The sequence below is a fragment of the Ruegeria sp. SAZD011 genome (assembly GCF_059612545.1).
Genome location: NZ_JBXWQU010000029.1, coordinates 140,652 through 155,033, shown reverse-complemented (window position 1 = coordinate 155,033; position 14,382 = coordinate 140,652). Strand labels below are relative to the sequence as shown.

At 63.5% G+C, this 14,382-nt stretch carries 17 protein-coding genes; 13 read left to right on the top strand and 4 right to left on the bottom strand.

What is annotated here, in order from left to right; genetic code table 11:
- Window positions 1-16: 16 nt before the first annotated feature.
- Genes pgsA through AC2FLM_RS15805 form a run of 3 tightly spaced genes read left to right on the top strand, consistent with a single transcriptional unit; the run spans window position 17 to window position 1,382 of the window.
- Window positions 17-688 (top strand): CDP-diacylglycerol--glycerol-3-phosphate 3-phosphatidyltransferase, encoded by a 672-nt coding sequence (gene pgsA / locus AC2FLM_RS15815; RefSeq protein WP_496859088.1) that lies wholly within the window; start codon window positions 17-19, stop codon window positions 686-688.
- Complete coding sequence (gene moaD / locus AC2FLM_RS15810) at window positions 688-933, top strand: molybdopterin converting factor subunit 1 (RefSeq protein WP_234137169.1); 246 nt, start codon at window positions 688-690, stop codon at window positions 931-933. The genes pgsA and moaD overlap by 1 nt, the downstream gene beginning before the upstream one ends.
- A 5-nt stretch (window positions 934-938) precedes the next feature.
- Window positions 939-1,382 (top strand): molybdenum cofactor biosynthesis protein MoaE, encoded by a 444-nt coding sequence (locus AC2FLM_RS15805; RefSeq protein WP_496859087.1) that lies wholly within the window; start codon window positions 939-941, stop codon window positions 1,380-1,382.
- 18 nt (window positions 1,383-1,400) lie between these two features.
- On the opposite strand, the gene AC2FLM_RS15800 is transcribed toward AC2FLM_RS15805, so the two are convergent.
- From AC2FLM_RS15800 to ubiA, 3 genes are all read right to left on the bottom strand, one after another.
- A complete protein-coding gene (locus tag AC2FLM_RS15800; protein WP_234142427.1) occupies window positions 1,401-1,712 on the bottom strand; it encodes a hypothetical protein in 312 nt (103 codons plus the stop codon).
- The gene (locus AC2FLM_RS15795; RefSeq protein ID WP_496859086.1) at window positions 1,713-3,626 is read right to left on the bottom strand and encodes an OmpA family protein; all 1,914 of its coding nucleotides are present in this window, start codon (window positions 3,624-3,626) and stop codon (window positions 1,713-1,715) included.
- A gap of 62 nt (window positions 3,627-3,688) precedes the next feature.
- Window positions 3,689-4,651 (bottom strand): 4-hydroxybenzoate octaprenyltransferase, encoded by a 963-nt coding sequence (gene ubiA / locus AC2FLM_RS15790; RefSeq protein WP_496859085.1) that lies wholly within the window; start codon window positions 4,649-4,651, stop codon window positions 3,689-3,691.
- A gap of 12 nt (window positions 4,652-4,663) precedes the next feature.
- Between ubiA and AC2FLM_RS15785 the strand changes: the two genes are divergently transcribed.
- The 10 genes from AC2FLM_RS15785 (at window position 4,664) to AC2FLM_RS15740 (ending at window position 13,740) form a co-directional block, all read left to right on the top strand.
- A complete protein-coding gene (locus tag AC2FLM_RS15785; protein ID WP_234219920.1) occupies window positions 4,664-5,389 on the top strand; it encodes a 16S rRNA (uracil(1498)-N(3))-methyltransferase in 726 nt (241 codons plus the stop codon).
- Window positions 5,386-5,913, top strand: coding sequence for a hypothetical protein (locus tag AC2FLM_RS15780; RefSeq protein ID WP_496859084.1), 528 nt, complete (start codon window positions 5,386-5,388; stop codon window positions 5,911-5,913). The genes AC2FLM_RS15785 and AC2FLM_RS15780 overlap by 4 nt, the downstream gene beginning before the upstream one ends.
- A gap of 139 nt (window positions 5,914-6,052) precedes the next feature.
- Window positions 6,053-7,423 carry a glutamate--cysteine ligase gene (locus AC2FLM_RS15775; protein ID WP_234219918.1) on the top strand — a complete coding sequence of 457 codons (1,371 nt, stop codon included), beginning with the start codon at window positions 6,053-6,055 and terminating at the stop codon, window positions 7,421-7,423.
- A gap of 408 nt (window positions 7,424-7,831) precedes the next feature.
- Window positions 7,832-8,299 carry a hypothetical protein gene (locus tag AC2FLM_RS15770; RefSeq protein WP_496859083.1) on the top strand — a complete coding sequence of 156 codons (468 nt, stop codon included), beginning with the start codon at window positions 7,832-7,834 and terminating at the stop codon, window positions 8,297-8,299.
- Between the two features lie 23 nt (window positions 8,300-8,322).
- Window positions 8,323-8,487 carry a hypothetical protein gene (locus AC2FLM_RS15765; RefSeq protein WP_496859082.1) on the top strand — a complete coding sequence of 55 codons (165 nt, stop codon included), beginning with the start codon at window positions 8,323-8,325 and terminating at the stop codon, window positions 8,485-8,487.
- 524 nt (window positions 8,488-9,011) lie between these two features.
- Window positions 9,012-9,503 (top strand): Lrp/AsnC family transcriptional regulator, encoded by a 492-nt coding sequence (locus AC2FLM_RS15760; RefSeq protein ID WP_234184626.1) that lies wholly within the window; start codon window positions 9,012-9,014, stop codon window positions 9,501-9,503.
- Between the two features lie 161 nt (window positions 9,504-9,664).
- On the top strand, window positions 9,665-10,807 hold the full coding sequence (locus AC2FLM_RS15755) for a glycine cleavage T C-terminal barrel domain-containing protein (RefSeq protein ID WP_496859081.1): 1,143 nt from the start codon (window positions 9,665-9,667) through the stop codon (window positions 10,805-10,807).
- 23 nt (window positions 10,808-10,830) lie between these two features.
- Entirely contained in the window at window positions 10,831-11,280 is a 450-nt protein-coding gene (locus AC2FLM_RS15750; protein ID WP_093034218.1) for an OsmC family protein, read from the top strand.
- Window positions 11,281-11,302: 22 nt separating this feature from the next.
- Window positions 11,303-12,103, top strand: a complete 801-nt coding sequence (locus tag AC2FLM_RS15745; RefSeq protein WP_496859080.1) for an enoyl-CoA hydratase — start codon at window positions 11,303-11,305, stop codon at window positions 12,101-12,103.
- 2 nt (window positions 12,104-12,105) lie between these two features.
- Complete coding sequence (locus tag AC2FLM_RS15740) at window positions 12,106-13,740, top strand: acyl-CoA synthetase (RefSeq protein ID WP_496859079.1); 1,635 nt, start codon at window positions 12,106-12,108, stop codon at window positions 13,738-13,740.
- Between the two features lie 187 nt (window positions 13,741-13,927).
- Here the strand turns inward: AC2FLM_RS15740 and AC2FLM_RS15735 are convergent, their stop codons facing one another.
- Window positions 13,928-14,353, bottom strand: coding sequence for an RrF2 family transcriptional regulator (locus tag AC2FLM_RS15735; RefSeq protein WP_496859078.1), 426 nt, complete (start codon window positions 14,351-14,353; stop codon window positions 13,928-13,930).
- Between the last annotated feature and the right edge of the window lie 29 nt (window positions 14,354-14,382).

Below are 14,382 nucleotides of genomic sequence, written 5' to 3'. Positions count from 1 at the left end.
AGGATAAACCCGGCGCATGAAGTGGAACCTGCCCAATATCCTGACCCTGCTGCGCCTGCTTGCCGCGCCCGGCCTGGCCGTCATGTTTCTCTATTTCACACGGCCCTATGCTGACTGGTTCGCGCTGATCCTGTTCGTCTCAGCGGCGGTCACCGACTGGTTTGACGGCTATCTTGCAAGGGCCTGGAAACAGGAAACCAAGATGGGTGCGATGATGGACCCGATCGCCGACAAGGCGATGGTGGTGATCGCGTTGATGATCCTTGTGGGCTATTCCACCGAACACTGGACGCCATGGCTGGTGCTGCCTGCCACGGTGATCCTGTTCCGCGAGGTCTTTGTCTCGGGCCTGCGCGAATATCTCGGCGATGTGGCCGGCACGCTCAAGGTCACCAAGCTGGCCAAATGGAAGACCACCGCCCAGATGATCGCCATTGCGGTGCTGTTCAGTCAGGGCATTTTCGAACACTATCTGGTGATGTCCTCGTTCGGCATGGATCAGGGGATCGTCGATCAGATCATGGCGGGCGAGGTCGAGGACCTGCACGGCCTGCGTTGGAAGCTGGATGGCATGATCTGGTCCGGACGCGTGGGCCTGTGGCTGTTGTGGATCGCGGCGGCGCTGACATTGATCACGGGCTTTGACTACCTACGTAAAGCCATGCCGCACCTGAGGGAGACGCGCTGATGGATGTTCTCTATTTCGCCTGGGTCCGCGAGCGGATCGGTGTGCCGCGCGAGCGGGTCGAAACCGGGGCCGAGACCGTGGCGCAACTGGTCGAGGAGTTGCGCGCGCGCGAGCCGCGTTACGAGGCGGCATTCGCCGATCTCAGCGCCCTGCGGGTGGCGCTGGATCAGGATCTGGCCGATTTCGACGCATCGCTCAGCGGCGTGCGCGAGGTGGCCTTCTTTCCGCCGATGACCGGGGGCTGATCCCGATGCGGGTGCTGGTGCAACAAGAGCCTTTCGATCTGGGTGCCGAGGCCAACGCCTTTGCCGCCGCCGATACCGGCATGGGCGCCATCGTGACCTTTACCGGCGTGGTGCGCGATCTGGCGCAGGGCGATCTGGATGTGATGGAGATCGAGCATTATCCGGGCATGACCGAAAAGGCGCTGACCAGGATCGCATCAGAGGCGCAAGAGCGCTGGTCGCTGGGCGATGTGCTGGTGATCCACCGTTATGGGCAGCTGGCGCCCGGCGACCGGATCATGATGGTCGCCACCGCCGCACCCCATCGCAAGGATGCGTTCGAGGCCGCCGAATACCTGATGGATTATCTGAAATCCCGTGCGCCGTTCTGGAAAAAGGAAATCACCGGGACTGGCGCAGGCTGGGTCGCTGCCAAGGACGAAGACGAAGACGCCCTGACCCGGTGGTAGGTGCCTCGCGCCGATGGCTCAGCCGCGATGATGGCGCAGTTCTTCGGCCTCTTGCCGGGCCGCGCGCAACCCGTCCATCGCGGCGGCCAGTTCCGCCTCGGTCTGGGTCAGCTGGTTGGTCAGTTCCGCCTCGCGCTGTTGCAGATAGGTGATTGCCTGATCGCGGGCCTCCTCGGCCTCGTGCAGCTCCTGGCTCATCCGGTCCAGATCGGCCACATCGCTTTGCCGGACGCGGGTGAACCGGTGCACCAGCCAGTTCGCGAACCATCCCATGGAAAAGGCCACAAACAGGATGATGGCGGTTGCGATGATGAAATTGGTTCTGTCCACTTACTGATCCTCCCCGGCGGCCCCGGTGGTACCCTGTTCAGCCTCCGCGTCAGCGGATTGTTCTGCCTCGACCTGCTCCAGCGCGGTCGTGTGATCGTCCACCGTTTCCGGTCGGATCAGGTGGAACTCGATACGGCGGTTGGCTTCGCGCCCCGCTTCGGTACCATTGTCGGCGATCGGCTGGCTTTCGCCATAGCCGACGGCGGCATAGCTTGCGGTCAGCACCCGGCGGGCCCGCAACTCGTTCAGAACCGATTGGGCGCGGGCCTGGCTGAGCTGCTGGTTCATTTCTTCGCGGCCCTGGCTGTCGGTGTGGCCCTGGATTTCCAGACGGATCGGGCCGCAGCTTTGCAGCAGGTCCGCGATCCTGTCCATGGTGCCGGAAGCACTGGCCGCAACGGTGGCGGAACCCGGCTCGAAGGCGATCTTGTCGTTTGCTTGCACCTCGGCCAGCAACGCTTCGCACCGGTCCGGGTCAAGGCTGGTTTCCTCGGGCTCTGGCGGTTCTTCGTAGGTGATCTCCAGATCGAAATTCTGGTTCTCACCCAGCTTGTCGGCCAGCAGCCGGGCAATCTCGGCACTGGCCTCTTCCACATGAGTGGTACCCCGAAGCATCACCTGATCGGGTGTCACGACCAGCGCACCGTTCTTCAAGGTTGCCAGCGCCTCGAGCCCAGCCAGCACCCGGACAGGCCAGTCCACCGGAAGATCGGGAACGATCCGCGCGGCGGTATAGACCGCTGTTGCCCCGAATGCCGCCTTGGCATAGCTGTCCACCATGTCGCGGGCATAGTCGCTACCAAGGCGCCCGCGCAGCTGCACCAGACCTTCGGGGCTGAGCGTGGCGGTGAACTCGGGCGGGCCGGCAGACTTCTTGGTTTCGGGTTCGGGCAGGACCGCATGCAGGGCAAAGACATCGGGCAGACCGGTTTCCAACTCTCCGACGACCCGGTCGAACAGGGCTGGGTCGGTGCCCTGCGCAACGACCAGCGTGATGTCGGCATCCGCGATGGTCACCGTGCCCCGGCCCAGTTCGGCCAGTGCGGCAAGGCTCAACTCGGCCGCCTTGGCCCAGCGGGGCGACGGTACGCCCATCCCGATGGTGCACGAAGCATTGCCCTGCATCCCGGCATTGCGGGCGGCGGTCAGGATACGGTCGCGGGCAGCCTCGGTGTCGGCGGCGCAGGCATCGAAGCGGGCACCCTCCTCGTCGATCAGGAACCGCAGGGTAAACGGCGTCAGCACCGGACGCGGTGCCGCGATATCAAGGCCGATCCGCAGCGAAGGCGGCGCGGCACGGTTCAGCGCCTGTTCCAGCCGTTTCTTGTCGGCACCGCTGTCCGAGATGGCGCGTACCGTGACCCGCCCGGCGCTGACCGAGATCTTCGAGCGCGGCAACATACCCAGAGCGACCACGGCATAGTCCAACGCATCCTGCCAGCCATCGGGCACCGGATAACTTGCGGTCTCCAAGAGGTCGGCGACCTGCTGCCCGTCGGCCAGCCGCTTGAGCGCATTCAGCAACGCCTGCCTATTCATCGAGGCAGGCACCAGCCCGATGATCGAGACACCGGAATCATTGCGCAGGATTTCGATGGAGAATTTCGGAGCCGCCAGGCCCGCTGACGGTCGCACCTGCATCAGGTCGATCACGCGCGAGGCGTCAACCTCGCCTCCGACCACCGACAGCGCGTTGAACCGCGTCGCCTCGTCGGGCGCCATGCCGGTCAGCTTGACCTGCAATCCGTCGGCCTCGACCTCGGCCCAGTCGTGCCCGTTGAGGTCCAAGGCTCGGCGCACGGCGATTTCCGAGCTTTCCTCGACAGCGGACACCGCAAAACTGGCGGCGACACCGCACAGCGCCGCAGCCAGAACAAAGGTCAGCGCGACCACGAGGGTCAGGGGAAGTCGCATGAGCAGGTCGTGTCTCTCCGGTCTTTGGCAGAGTTCTTAACCCTCAAGGGTCGGGGGTGCAATCATGCGAGCAGTGCAACCAGAAAGAAGATGAGCGGAATCAGGCCGGTGTCGCGATTGACCCGGAACAGCTGCAACAGTTTGCCATTGTCGTTCAGGTCCAGTCCGCGCAGCTGCCACGCCATATGCCAGCCCATTGCCCAAGGCCCCGCCAGCGCCAGAACCAGCGCCAGGATCGAGGCATCGGGCAGCGCTGCCTCGATCACCGCGATCCCCATCAGGCTGACGGTTGCGACCAGGAAATAGGCCATCCATCGCGGCGTCTGGTCGCCAAACAGCCGGGCGGTCGACTTGACCCCGATCAGCGCGTCGTCCTCGGTATCCTGATGGGCATAGATCGTGTCGTAGAACAGAGTCCAGGCAATACCCGCCAGATAGAGGAACACCGCGCCCCAGCCCAGCGAGCCGGAATGCGCCGTCCAGGCCAGCAGCGCACCCCAGTTGAACGCCAGCCCCAGAAAGACCTGCGGCCACCAGGTGAAGCGTTTCGCATAGGGATAGACCGCCACCGGCAACAGCGACAGCACGCCCATGGCAATGGCCGCCCGGTTGAACGTCAGCAGGATCATCAGTGCCAACAGCGCCTGCGCCACCATCCAGACTGCCGCCATCCGCACGCTCACCTGCCCCGAGGGGATCGGGCGCGAGCGCGTGCGCTCGACCCGCCCGTCGAACTCTCGGTCGGTGATGTCGTTCCAGGTACAGCCCGCGCCCCGCATCAGGAACGCGCCCATCCCGCAACCGACGGCGATCCACAGATCGCCCCAGCGCGCATCCTGCCCGTCAAGCATGGCCAGCATCAGCCCCCACCAGCAGGGGATCAACAACAACCAGGTGCCGATGGGCCGATCGGCCCGGCTGAGCCTGAGATAGGGGCGCGACCAGGCCGGGGCATGGATATCGACCCAGTTGCCGGTCACTGCATCGGCAACCTGACCATCTGGTGTTGGGGCTTGGCCTTGCATATGTAGTCTTTCATGAGTGCAAAGATCAGGCTGTATGTAGAGCACCCGCTTGCCCCGGGGCAACCGGTTCCAATGTCGCGCGACCAGGCGCATTACCTCTTCGGGGTGATGCGGCTAGACGTGGGCGCCGCCGTGGCACTGTTCAACGGGCATGACGGCGAATGGCTGGCCAAGGTGACCGAGGCTGGCAAACGCGGCGGTACGCTGGTCTGCGAGACGCAGACCAGACCGCTTCAATTGCCGCCCGATCTCTGGCTGCTGTTCGCGCCGATCAAGAAAGCGCGCACCGATTTCATCGTCGAGAAAGCGGCCGAGATGGGGGCGGCCCGGATCGTGCCGGTGCAGACCGATTTCACCAATTCCGAGCGCATCCGTCAGGACCGGCTCCAGGCCCACGCCATCGAGGCCGCCGAACAATGCGGCGGCACCTTTGTGCCCGAGGTGACGGATCTTCAAAAACTCTCGCGCCTGCTCGATACCTGGCCCGCCGACCGGCAGTTGATGTTCTGCGACGAGGCCGAGGCCGGGTCCGCCCTGCGCCTCGCCTCGGAGGCGCGGAACAAACCCTGGGCCATCCTGATCGGCCCCGAGGGCGGCTTTTCCGAGGCCGAACGCAAGCGCCTACACGCGATGAAACAATCCCATGTCGTCAGCCTCGGCCCCCGCATCCTGCGCGCAGATACCGCTGCCGTAGCGGCCATGACCCTCTGGCAACAGGCATTGGGGGATTGGGAATGAGCTTCATCCGCCCCGAAGCGCGCGCCGCGCTGTGGCGCTGGCGCGAAGTGCTGGCGGGGCTTGCTCTTACCCTCGTTGGGCTAAGCTGGATCGCCGGGCCCGGTGGCCTTTTGGGCTGGACAGGCTGGCCAGTAGCTGCGGCAGGCGTGGCTTTGGCGGTTGTCGGGGTCCAGCGCGCACGGTTCCGCACCGGTGGTGGCGGTCCCGGTATCGTGCTGCTGGACGAGGGCGAGATCACCTATATGGGGCCGCTCGGCGGCGGTTCGGTCGCTTCGTCCGAGATCGAGCGGCTGACCTTTGACCCGACGGCCACCCCGCCGCATTGGCTGCTGGAACAAAAGGGGCGCGACGTGCTTGCCATCCCCGTCAATGCCGAGGGGGCCGAGGTCCTGTTCGACAGTTTTTCGGCGTTGCCCGGTCTCAGGACCGAGCGCATGCTGACCGCGTTGAAAACCGAAGCCCGCCATGCGGTGGTAATCTGGGAACGTACACCCTCACGTCCCGACGCGCTGCCTTTGCACTGATCCTGTCGGGGTGTTGCATCGTTTCCGGTGATGGGCAGGCCAACACAACCGCGTGAGTTTCTGCCCCCCATTCCATTGACACTTGCGTCAAATGTGCCACTTGTCGGCAGATCTAGTAAAGCCAAGACGGAGCCCGAGCATGTCCATTCCCCAGTCCGGCGGCGGACCGATCGAACGCCATGAACAGCTGGCCGAATACCTTGCCTCGGGCTGCAAGCCCAAATCCGATTGGCGCATCGGTACCGAGCACGAGAAATTCGGTTTCTGCAAGGACACGCTGAAGCCGCTTCCGTTTGAGGGGACCCGCTCGATCGTCGCGGTGCTCGAAGGGTTGCGCGACCGGCATGGTTGGGACGAGATGCGCGAGGGCGGCAAGCTGATCGGGCTGCAAAAGGACGGCGCCAATATCTCGCTGGAGCCCGGCGGGGCATTGGAGTTGAGCGGCGCGCCGTTGGAAACCATCCACGAGACCTGCGACGAGGTGAATACGCACCTGCGCGAGGTCAAGGATATCGCCGACGAGATCGGCGTGGGTTTCATCGGTCTGGGTGCAGCGCCGATCTGGACCCATGACCAGATGCCGTTGATGCCCAAGGGCCGTTACAAGCTGATGGATGCCTATATGCAGAAAGTGGGCACCATGGGCACCACCATGATGCGGCGCACCTGTACGGTTCAGGTCAATCTGGATTTCGGGTCCGAGGCCGACATGGTACAGAAACTGCGTGTCGCCATCGCCCTGCAACCGGTGGCAACTGCGCTCTTTGCCAATTCTCCCTTCTTCGAGGGCAAGCCCAATGGCCACAAAAGCTGGCGCAGCCGGGTCTGGCGCGATCTGGATGCCGACCGCACCGGCATGGTGCCCTTTATCTTTGACGAGGGGTTCGGCTTCGAGGCCTGGGTGCAATATGCACTCGATGTGCCGATGTACTTTGTCTATCGCGACGGGAAATACATCAATGCGCTGGGCCAGTCGTTCCGCGATTTCCTCAAGGGAGAGCTGCCCGCTCTGCCCGGCGAGACGCCGACACTTTCCGATTGGGCCGATCACCTGACCACGCTGTTCCCCGAGGCACGGATCAAGAAATACATCGAGATGCGAGGCGCCGATGGCGGCCCGTGGCGCAGGCTGTGTGCGCTGCCGGCCTTCTGGGTCGGGCTGACCTATGATCAGTCGGCGCTGGACGCTGCCTGGGACCTGGTCAAGGGCTGGGATGCCGAGACCCGGGAGACACTGCGCATCGAGGCGAGCCGTCAGGGCCTGCAGGCGCAGGCTGGCGATGTCCGCATGCACGACCTCGCACGCGAAGTTCTGGCGATTTCCGAGGCCGGGCTGAAGGCGCGCGCGCGCCCCGGCGCGGGTGGCCTCGTGCCTGACGAGACCCATTTCCTGAACGCGCTCAAGGAAAGCGTTGAGTCGGGCAAGGTTCCCGCTGACGAATTGCTCGAGCATTTTGACGGTGACTGGAACGGCGATCTGACCCGGATTTACGGGCAATACAGCTATTGACCCCGGTCTCAGGTCCCATTGGTTTCCAGTGAGCCGCATGCGTCGCGAAGTCGAAAAACATGCGGTGAACTCGCCTGGAACCCTTTTGCAAAGGTTCCATGGCAAACCGCAGGCCGATGGCGGGCGCGCTCTGGCTGGCACTCTCGTCGCCAAACGCAACAGGTCGCGCAGGCAGGCCAGTCGCCGATATCGCGGCTTTAGCTCTACCAGAAACTATCCCGACAGTCGGATTGCAACTGAGCCGATGGCGATTTCGACAAGGCCGGGTTAATAGGTCAACGGACCCCTGCCCGGATGTTGTCATCGCATATTTCCCGACCCCTTCCGGGGCTCGGACGACACGCTATTCGCGCCCGAGCGCGATCTCGGGCCTGCCGGATCGACCTGAACATGGGAAAGGACGATGCAATGACTGTTCATGCCCCAGCCAAACGCCTGGATATGACCCTCGAAGACCGTCTTGCCCAGGAAGAAGGTTGGGTCTACGTGGCCGGCATGCAGGCGCTGGTGCGGCTTCCGATCCAGCAGCGCAAGCGGGACAGGGCGAAGGGCCTGAACACGGGCGGCTACATCTCGGGCTATCGCGGCTCTCCGGTCGGGACCTATGACATGCGCCTGTGGCAGGCGGCAAAGGTTCTGAAGGAGAACAACATCTACTTTCAACCGGGTGTGAACGAGGACCTGGCGGTCAGCCCCGGCCAAATGCGCGCGACTCGGATCGCCATGGGCGAGGCGGATGCGCTGATCGGCTGCGACCTGGTGGCGGCGGCGGGTGACGAGACGCTGTCCAAGCTGACGCCGGGCAAATCGGTGGCGGTGACTGACACAACGGCGGTGCGACGTCCGAATTTGCAAGAAACCCGGACTGGCAGCTGAACAGAGATGAGTAATTGGAGCGCATGACCCACGTTCTGGGTTCGGAAACGCACGGCCTGGCGGCGCAGGGCCTTGCTGAAAAGGTGATGGGCGACCGGGTATTTGCCAACATGCTATTGATGAGGGCCTCATGGCAACAGGGCGGCATCCCGCTGCACTCGACGCCATCCATCGCGCCATCGAACTGAACGGCGTCGCTGTCGACCGCAACAAGCAGGCCTTTGATCTGGGACTCTGGCTCTCGCCGATCCGGAACAGGCCCGGACCTTGGCGGGAGCCGATGCACCGGTGCCGCTCGACACCCATCGCGAACAAACCGCGGAACAGATCGTGGCCCGGCGGGTTGAGGAACTGACCGGCAGGGCCGACGCAGCTTGATCAAATAGATCAGGCGTGCAAACGAGCGCCAACTCGCTCGCGACCGGGACCGTGAAACCTGACCCCCGATCCCACTGGCGGGCATCGCAGATCCATCCGAGCGAGGTCGGGGCGGCGCCCTGCGCTGTTCATTCGAAGACGTCGCCATGCCGTCAGGGAAGAGTGACACCGTTTCACTGAGGGCAAAGTGTTTTGCCCCTCGCGGATTGATGCGGACAAGCGGGCAGCTTAACCTTTTCGTCCATGGCGCAAGTGTGATTCGGCGAAACGAGATGTCGGTTCCAAGATCCCGGTGCTGAATGCCCTGAGCAGGGCGAACACGGGTTCCGAAGAAATGAACAAATCTGGCCTCGACGCGACAGATATCCGGATTCTCTCCGCCGTGCAGAAACACGGCCAACTCAGCAAGACCAGACTGGCCGAGATCGTCAACCTGTCACCCACGCCTTGCTGGGCGCGTTTGACCCGTCTCCGAGAGGCGGGCTACATCTTGGGCTATCATGCCGACATTGCGCTGGACCGGGTTGTCGATTTTACCCAGGTGATCGTCACGGTTTCGCTGACCCATCACCGCAAGGCCGATTTCGATCGCTTCGAGGCCCTGATCAAGGGTATCGACGAAATCACCCATTGTGTCGCAACCGGAGGCGGGATGGACTACGTGATGCACGTGTTCACCGCCAATCTCGCCGCGTTTCAGGATTTGATGGAGCAGTTGCTGGCGGCGGATCTTGGGATCGACCGCTACATGACCTATATCGCCACCCGCAGAATCAAGTCGCAGCCGCCCGGTGTCGCAATGCTTATAGCGCGTGCCGCGAACTGACATCGCGCGTCTGAACGGTCCGGAACCGGTGGCAAAAACAGTCCGTTCAGACTGAGTGATACGCGTTTTTCAGACCACATACCTGCCAAGTCTCGGACTAGACACTCGTCAGTTTTCCACACCGGCCAATCACACCGGTCCCGTGCAAAAAGGCGACAGACATGACCCAGGCAGACGATTTCGGCTTCGGCACCCAAATCCGGAAATCTCCTTATTTCGACGCCACAGTGCGTTGGGGTGCAAAAGGTTTCTCGGTCTACAACCACATGTACATTCCGCGCGATTTCGGGAACCCGGAACAGAATTTCTGGAACCTGGTGAATGACGCGATCCTGTGCGATGTCGCGGTCGAGCGGCAGGTCGAGATCACCGGACCCGACGCGGCGCGCTTTGTTCAGATGCTGACCCCGCGCGACCTGACCAAGATGGCCGTGGGCCAGTGCAAGTACATCCTGATCACCAATGCCGATGGTGGCATCCTGAACGATCCGATCCTGCTTCGGTTGGCCGAGAACCATTTCTGGATTTCGCTCGCCGACAGCGACATCCTGCTTTGGGCGCAGGGTGTTGCCGTGCATTCGGGCATGGACGTCACCATCGGCGAACCCGATGTGTCGCCGCTCCAGCTGCAAGGCCCGAAATCAGGCGAGATCATGCGCGCGCTCTTTGGCGACGACATCATGGATCTCAAGTATTACTGGCTGCGCGAGGTGAATCTCGACGGCATGCCGCTGATCGTGTCGCGCACCGGATGGTCGAGTGAACTTGGCTACGAGCTCTACCTGCGCGACGGGTCGATGGGTGACGCACTGTGGGAACGGATCATGGCCGCCGGCCTGCCCTTTGGCCTGAAGCCCGGCCACACCTCGTCGATCCGCCGGATCGAGGGCGGCATGCTGTCCTACCATGCCGATGCCGACATCAACACCAACCCGTTCGAACTGGGCTTTGACCGGCTGGTGAACCTGGACATGGAGGCCGAGTTCATCGGCAAGGCCGCGCTGCGCCGCATCAAGGAACAGGGTGTCAGCCGCAAGCAGGTGGGCCTGGTCCTCGGCGGCGAGCCGCTGAAGGGGCCGAACACCACGTTCTGGGCGATCAACCGGAATGGCGAACCGGTGGGCAAGGTCACATCCGCGATCTATTCGCCGCGCCTGGAGCAGAACATCGCCCTGGCGATGGTTTCTGTCGACAACGCAGGGATCGGCACCGAACTGGAAGTCGTCACCGCGTCCGGACCGGTCCGCGCCACGGTTGTGGAAGTCCCCTTCTACGACCCCAAGAAATCGCTGGCCGTGGCCTGAGCGGAAAACGGGAGACACGCGAGATGTCTGACCTTTCCATCCAGTTGCACTGGCACCGCACCACGCCCGAGTTGAAGCCGGGCGCCTATTCGGCCGAGCACATGGTGCAGTACAACAGCAGCTTCGATGTCATGGCTGATGCCGCCCCGGATTGGGGCGGCGATCCGGCCAACACCAATCCCGAGCAGGCGCTGGCCGCGGCCCTGTCGAGCTGCCACATGATGACCTTCCTGGCGCTGGCGGCCAAGGCCGGATGGCCGGTCGCCAGCTATCACGATCACGCGGTCGCCCACCTGGGCAAGAACCCTCGGGGCCAGATGTCGGTGACACGCATTGACCTGCACCCGGTTGTCCGCTTCGACACCGGCTTTCAGGTCGGCGACGAGGAAATGGACCAGATGCAGGACCGCGCGCATCGCTACTGCTTCATCGCCAACACGCTCGCCGACAGTGTCGACGTCAACATCCTGTAACCCCGTCCAAGGAACGCCACCAATGCAAGCCGACGATATCCTTCTGCTCGATCTGGATGACAAGGGCATCCTGCGCCTGACCCTGAATGACGGCGCCCGGCGCAATCCCCTGTCCGAGGCGATGCTGACCCGGCTTGGCACGGCCTTCGCCGAGGCCGGGGCCGATCCGGCGGTGCGCGTCATCATCCTGGCCGCGAACGGACCCGCCTTCAGCGCCGGTCACGACCTCAAGGAAATGACCGCCGGCCGGGCCGGTCCCGACCGCGGGCGGGCCTATTTCACCAGGATCCTGGGGATGTGCTCGGACACGATGCAGGCGATCATCACCTGCCCCAAACCGGTGATTGCCGAGGTCGCGGGGATTGCCACGGCGGCGGGCTGCCAGCTGGTCGCCAGCTGCGATCTGGCGGTTGCGGCGGATACCGCGCAGTTCAGCACGCCGGGCGTGCATATCGGCCTGTTCTGTTCGACCCCGATGGTCGCCCTGTCGCGCAATGTCGGCAACAAGCACGCGATGGAGATGCTGCTGATCGGCGACATGACGCCCGCTGCCCGTGCTGCCGAGATCGGTCTGGTCAACCGGGTGGTATCGCCCGAGGCGCTGCGCGGAACCACCCTGGAAATCGCCGGGAAAATCGCGGCCAAGTCCAGCATGACGCTCGCCACCGGCAAGCGCGCCTTCTATGCGCAGCGCGAGATGACCCTGGGCGAGGCTTACGATTACGCCACCCGCGTCATGGTCGAGAACATGCTGGCCCGCGACGCCGAAGAAGGTATCGGCGCCTTCATCGAAAAACGCAGCCCCCAATGGCAGGATGCCTGAACATGGCCAATCCTTATAACACCGGTCTCGACCGCAACCCGGCAAACTACCAGCCGCTGACGCCACTGACGTTCCTCGAACGGGCTGCCAGCGTCTTTCCCGATCATGTCGCCATCGTGCATGGTGCCTTGCGGCGCAGCTATGCCGAGTTCTACGCCCGTTCGCGGCGGCTGGCCTCGGCCCTGGCCGGGCAAGGGATCGGGCGCGGCGATACGGTGTCGGCGCTTCTGCCCAACACACCGGCCATGCTGGAATGCCATTATGGCGTGCCGATGTGCGGTGCCGTGCTGCACTCGATCAACACCCGGCTCGATGCGGCCATCATCGCGTTCCAGCTGGATCACGCGATGTCGAAAGTGGTGATCGTGGACAGCGAATTCATGCCGCTTATGCAGGAGGCGCTGGCCCTGGCCGAGGTGTCCCCGCTGGTGATCCAGTGTGACGACCCCGAATATGACGGTGCGCGCGTCGAGGTCGAAGCAGGGGATTACGAGGCTTTTCTGTCCGGCGGCGACCCCGACTATGCCTGGCTGATGCCGCAGGACGAATGGGACGCGATCTCGATCAACTACACCTCGGGCACCACGGGCGATCCCAAGGGCGTGGTCTCGCATCACCGCGGCGCCTATCTGCTGGCGCAAGGCAATGCGTTGACCACCTCGATGCGCAAACACGCGGTCTATCTGTGGACCCTGCCGATGTTCCATTGCAACGGCTGGTGTTTCCCCTGGACCCTGTCGGCGATCATCGGCACCCATGTCTGCCTGCGGCAGGTGCGGGCCGCGCCGATCTGGAACGCACTCGCGGACGAGGGTGTCACCCATCTGTGCGGCGCGCCGATCGTGATGTCGCTGATGATCTCGGCACCGGAGGCGGAAAAGCGCCAGCTCGACCGGACCGTGCAGTTCTTTACCGCCGCCGCCCCGCCCCCGGAAAAGCTGCTGGCCGACATGCAGGAAGCGGGTTTCGACGTGACCCATCTCTACGGATTGACGGAAACCTATGGTCCGGCAGTGGTCAACGACTGGCACGCGAGCTGGTCCAACCTGCCCGCCGCAGAGCAAGCCGCGCTGAAGGCGCGGCAGGGTGTGCGGTACCTTCCGCTCGAAGGTCTGGACGTGCTGGATCCGGAAACCATGATCCCCGTGCCGCGTGACGGCAAGACCATGGGCGAAGTCATGTTCCGCGGCAACGTCGTGATGAAGGGCTATTTCCGCAACCCCACGGCAACGCAAGAGGCACTGGCCGGTGGCTGGTTCCACTCGGGTGACCTTGGCGTCATGCATCCCGACGGCTACGTGCAGCTCAAGGACCGGTCAAAGGACATCATCATCTCGGGCGGAGAAAACATCTCCTCGATCGAGGTCGAAGAGGCGCTTTATCGGCATCCTGCCGTCGCTGTGGCCGCCGTGGTTGCCATGCCCCACGAGAAATGGGGGGAAACGCCTTGCGCCTTCGTCGAGCTCGCACCAGGTCAACAGGCAGATGCGGACAAGCTTCGCGCCTGGTGCCGCGACCATCTTGCGCCCTACAAGGTTCCCGGAACTTTCGTTTTCATGCCGATCCCCAGAACCTCGACCGGTAAGATTCAGAAATTCGTGCTGAGAGAGAAGGTCCGCGATCTGGTTCCAGTCTGATCCGACCGTCAGGAACCTGACAGACCGGGTGCCTTGCGTTGCATGAAACCGGCTGACCGAGGGTGCCTCGCCTTGTGGGCACCCATCACAACGGGCAGACAGGGGCTCTGAAGGCGCGTGCTGGCACCCGACGCGTTTCAATTACCGCAAGCGGGACCGGGCAAAGGCCCGGTTTCCGCATGTTACCTCAAGGAGCGGGCCAGACGCCCTCGGGTCGGTACACGCAATCGGCCAGCGTACTGCGGTTGAGATCGGCAATGAAGGCCGCCTCGGCCTGCGCCAGTCGTCCCTTCAATCGGCAATGCGGCGTCAGGGTGCACGCGGCGCCGCCGGGTGAAAAACACTCGACTATCGCCTGGTCGGCCTCGAGACAGGCCACGACATCCCCCAATCGTATCTCGGCTGGCGCCCGTGCCAGCATGGCGCCGCCCCCGCCGCCGCGCCGCGTTTCGAGATAACCCGCCCCGGCAAGGGCAGAGATCACCTTGGCCAGGTGGTTGCGCGATACCTGGAAATCCGCGGCGAGATCAGCGGTACTCAGGGCGCGGTCAGGTGCTCCCGCCAGCCGCATCAGCACGCGAAGCCCATAGTCGGTGAATGTCGTGAGACGCAAGGTCGCGCTCCTGTTTTGGTATTTACAAT

What these genes read in the sequence shown, in the direction of transcription:
- pgsA (WP_496859088.1), top strand. Translation starts at nt 17, where the DNA reads ATGAAGTGGAACCTGCCCAATATCCTGACCCTGCTGCGCCTGCTTGCC.
- moaD (WP_234137169.1), top strand. Translation starts at nt 688, where the DNA reads ATGGATGTTCTCTATTTCGCCTGGGTCCGCGAGCGGATCGGTGTGCCG.
- AC2FLM_RS15805 (WP_496859087.1), top strand. Translation starts at nt 939, where the DNA reads ATGCGGGTGCTGGTGCAACAAGAGCCTTTCGATCTGGGTGCCGAGGCC.
- AC2FLM_RS15795 (WP_496859086.1), bottom strand. Translation starts at nt 3,626, where the DNA reads ATGCGACTTCCCCTGACCCTCGTGGTCGCGCTGACCTTTGTTCTGGCT.
- ubiA (WP_496859085.1), bottom strand. Translation starts at nt 4,651, where the DNA reads ATGCAAGGCCAAGCCCCAACACCAGATGGTCAGGTTGCCGATGCAGTG.
- AC2FLM_RS15785 (WP_234219920.1), top strand. Translation starts at nt 4,664, where the DNA reads ATGAGTGCAAAGATCAGGCTGTATGTAGAGCACCCGCTTGCCCCGGGG.
- AC2FLM_RS15780 (WP_496859084.1), top strand. Translation starts at nt 5,386, where the DNA reads ATGAGCTTCATCCGCCCCGAAGCGCGCGCCGCGCTGTGGCGCTGGCGC.
- AC2FLM_RS15775 (WP_234219918.1), top strand. Translation starts at nt 6,053, where the DNA reads ATGTCCATTCCCCAGTCCGGCGGCGGACCGATCGAACGCCATGAACAG.
- AC2FLM_RS15770 (WP_496859083.1), top strand. Translation starts at nt 7,832, where the DNA reads ATGACTGTTCATGCCCCAGCCAAACGCCTGGATATGACCCTCGAAGAC.
- AC2FLM_RS15765 (WP_496859082.1), top strand. Translation starts at nt 8,323, where the DNA reads ATGACCCACGTTCTGGGTTCGGAAACGCACGGCCTGGCGGCGCAGGGC.
- AC2FLM_RS15760 (WP_234184626.1), top strand. Translation starts at nt 9,012, where the DNA reads ATGAACAAATCTGGCCTCGACGCGACAGATATCCGGATTCTCTCCGCC.
- AC2FLM_RS15755 (WP_496859081.1), top strand. Translation starts at nt 9,665, where the DNA reads ATGACCCAGGCAGACGATTTCGGCTTCGGCACCCAAATCCGGAAATCT.
- AC2FLM_RS15750 (WP_093034218.1), top strand. Translation starts at nt 10,831, where the DNA reads ATGTCTGACCTTTCCATCCAGTTGCACTGGCACCGCACCACGCCCGAG.
- AC2FLM_RS15745 (WP_496859080.1), top strand. Translation starts at nt 11,303, where the DNA reads ATGCAAGCCGACGATATCCTTCTGCTCGATCTGGATGACAAGGGCATC.
- AC2FLM_RS15740 (WP_496859079.1), top strand. Translation starts at nt 12,106, where the DNA reads ATGGCCAATCCTTATAACACCGGTCTCGACCGCAACCCGGCAAACTAC.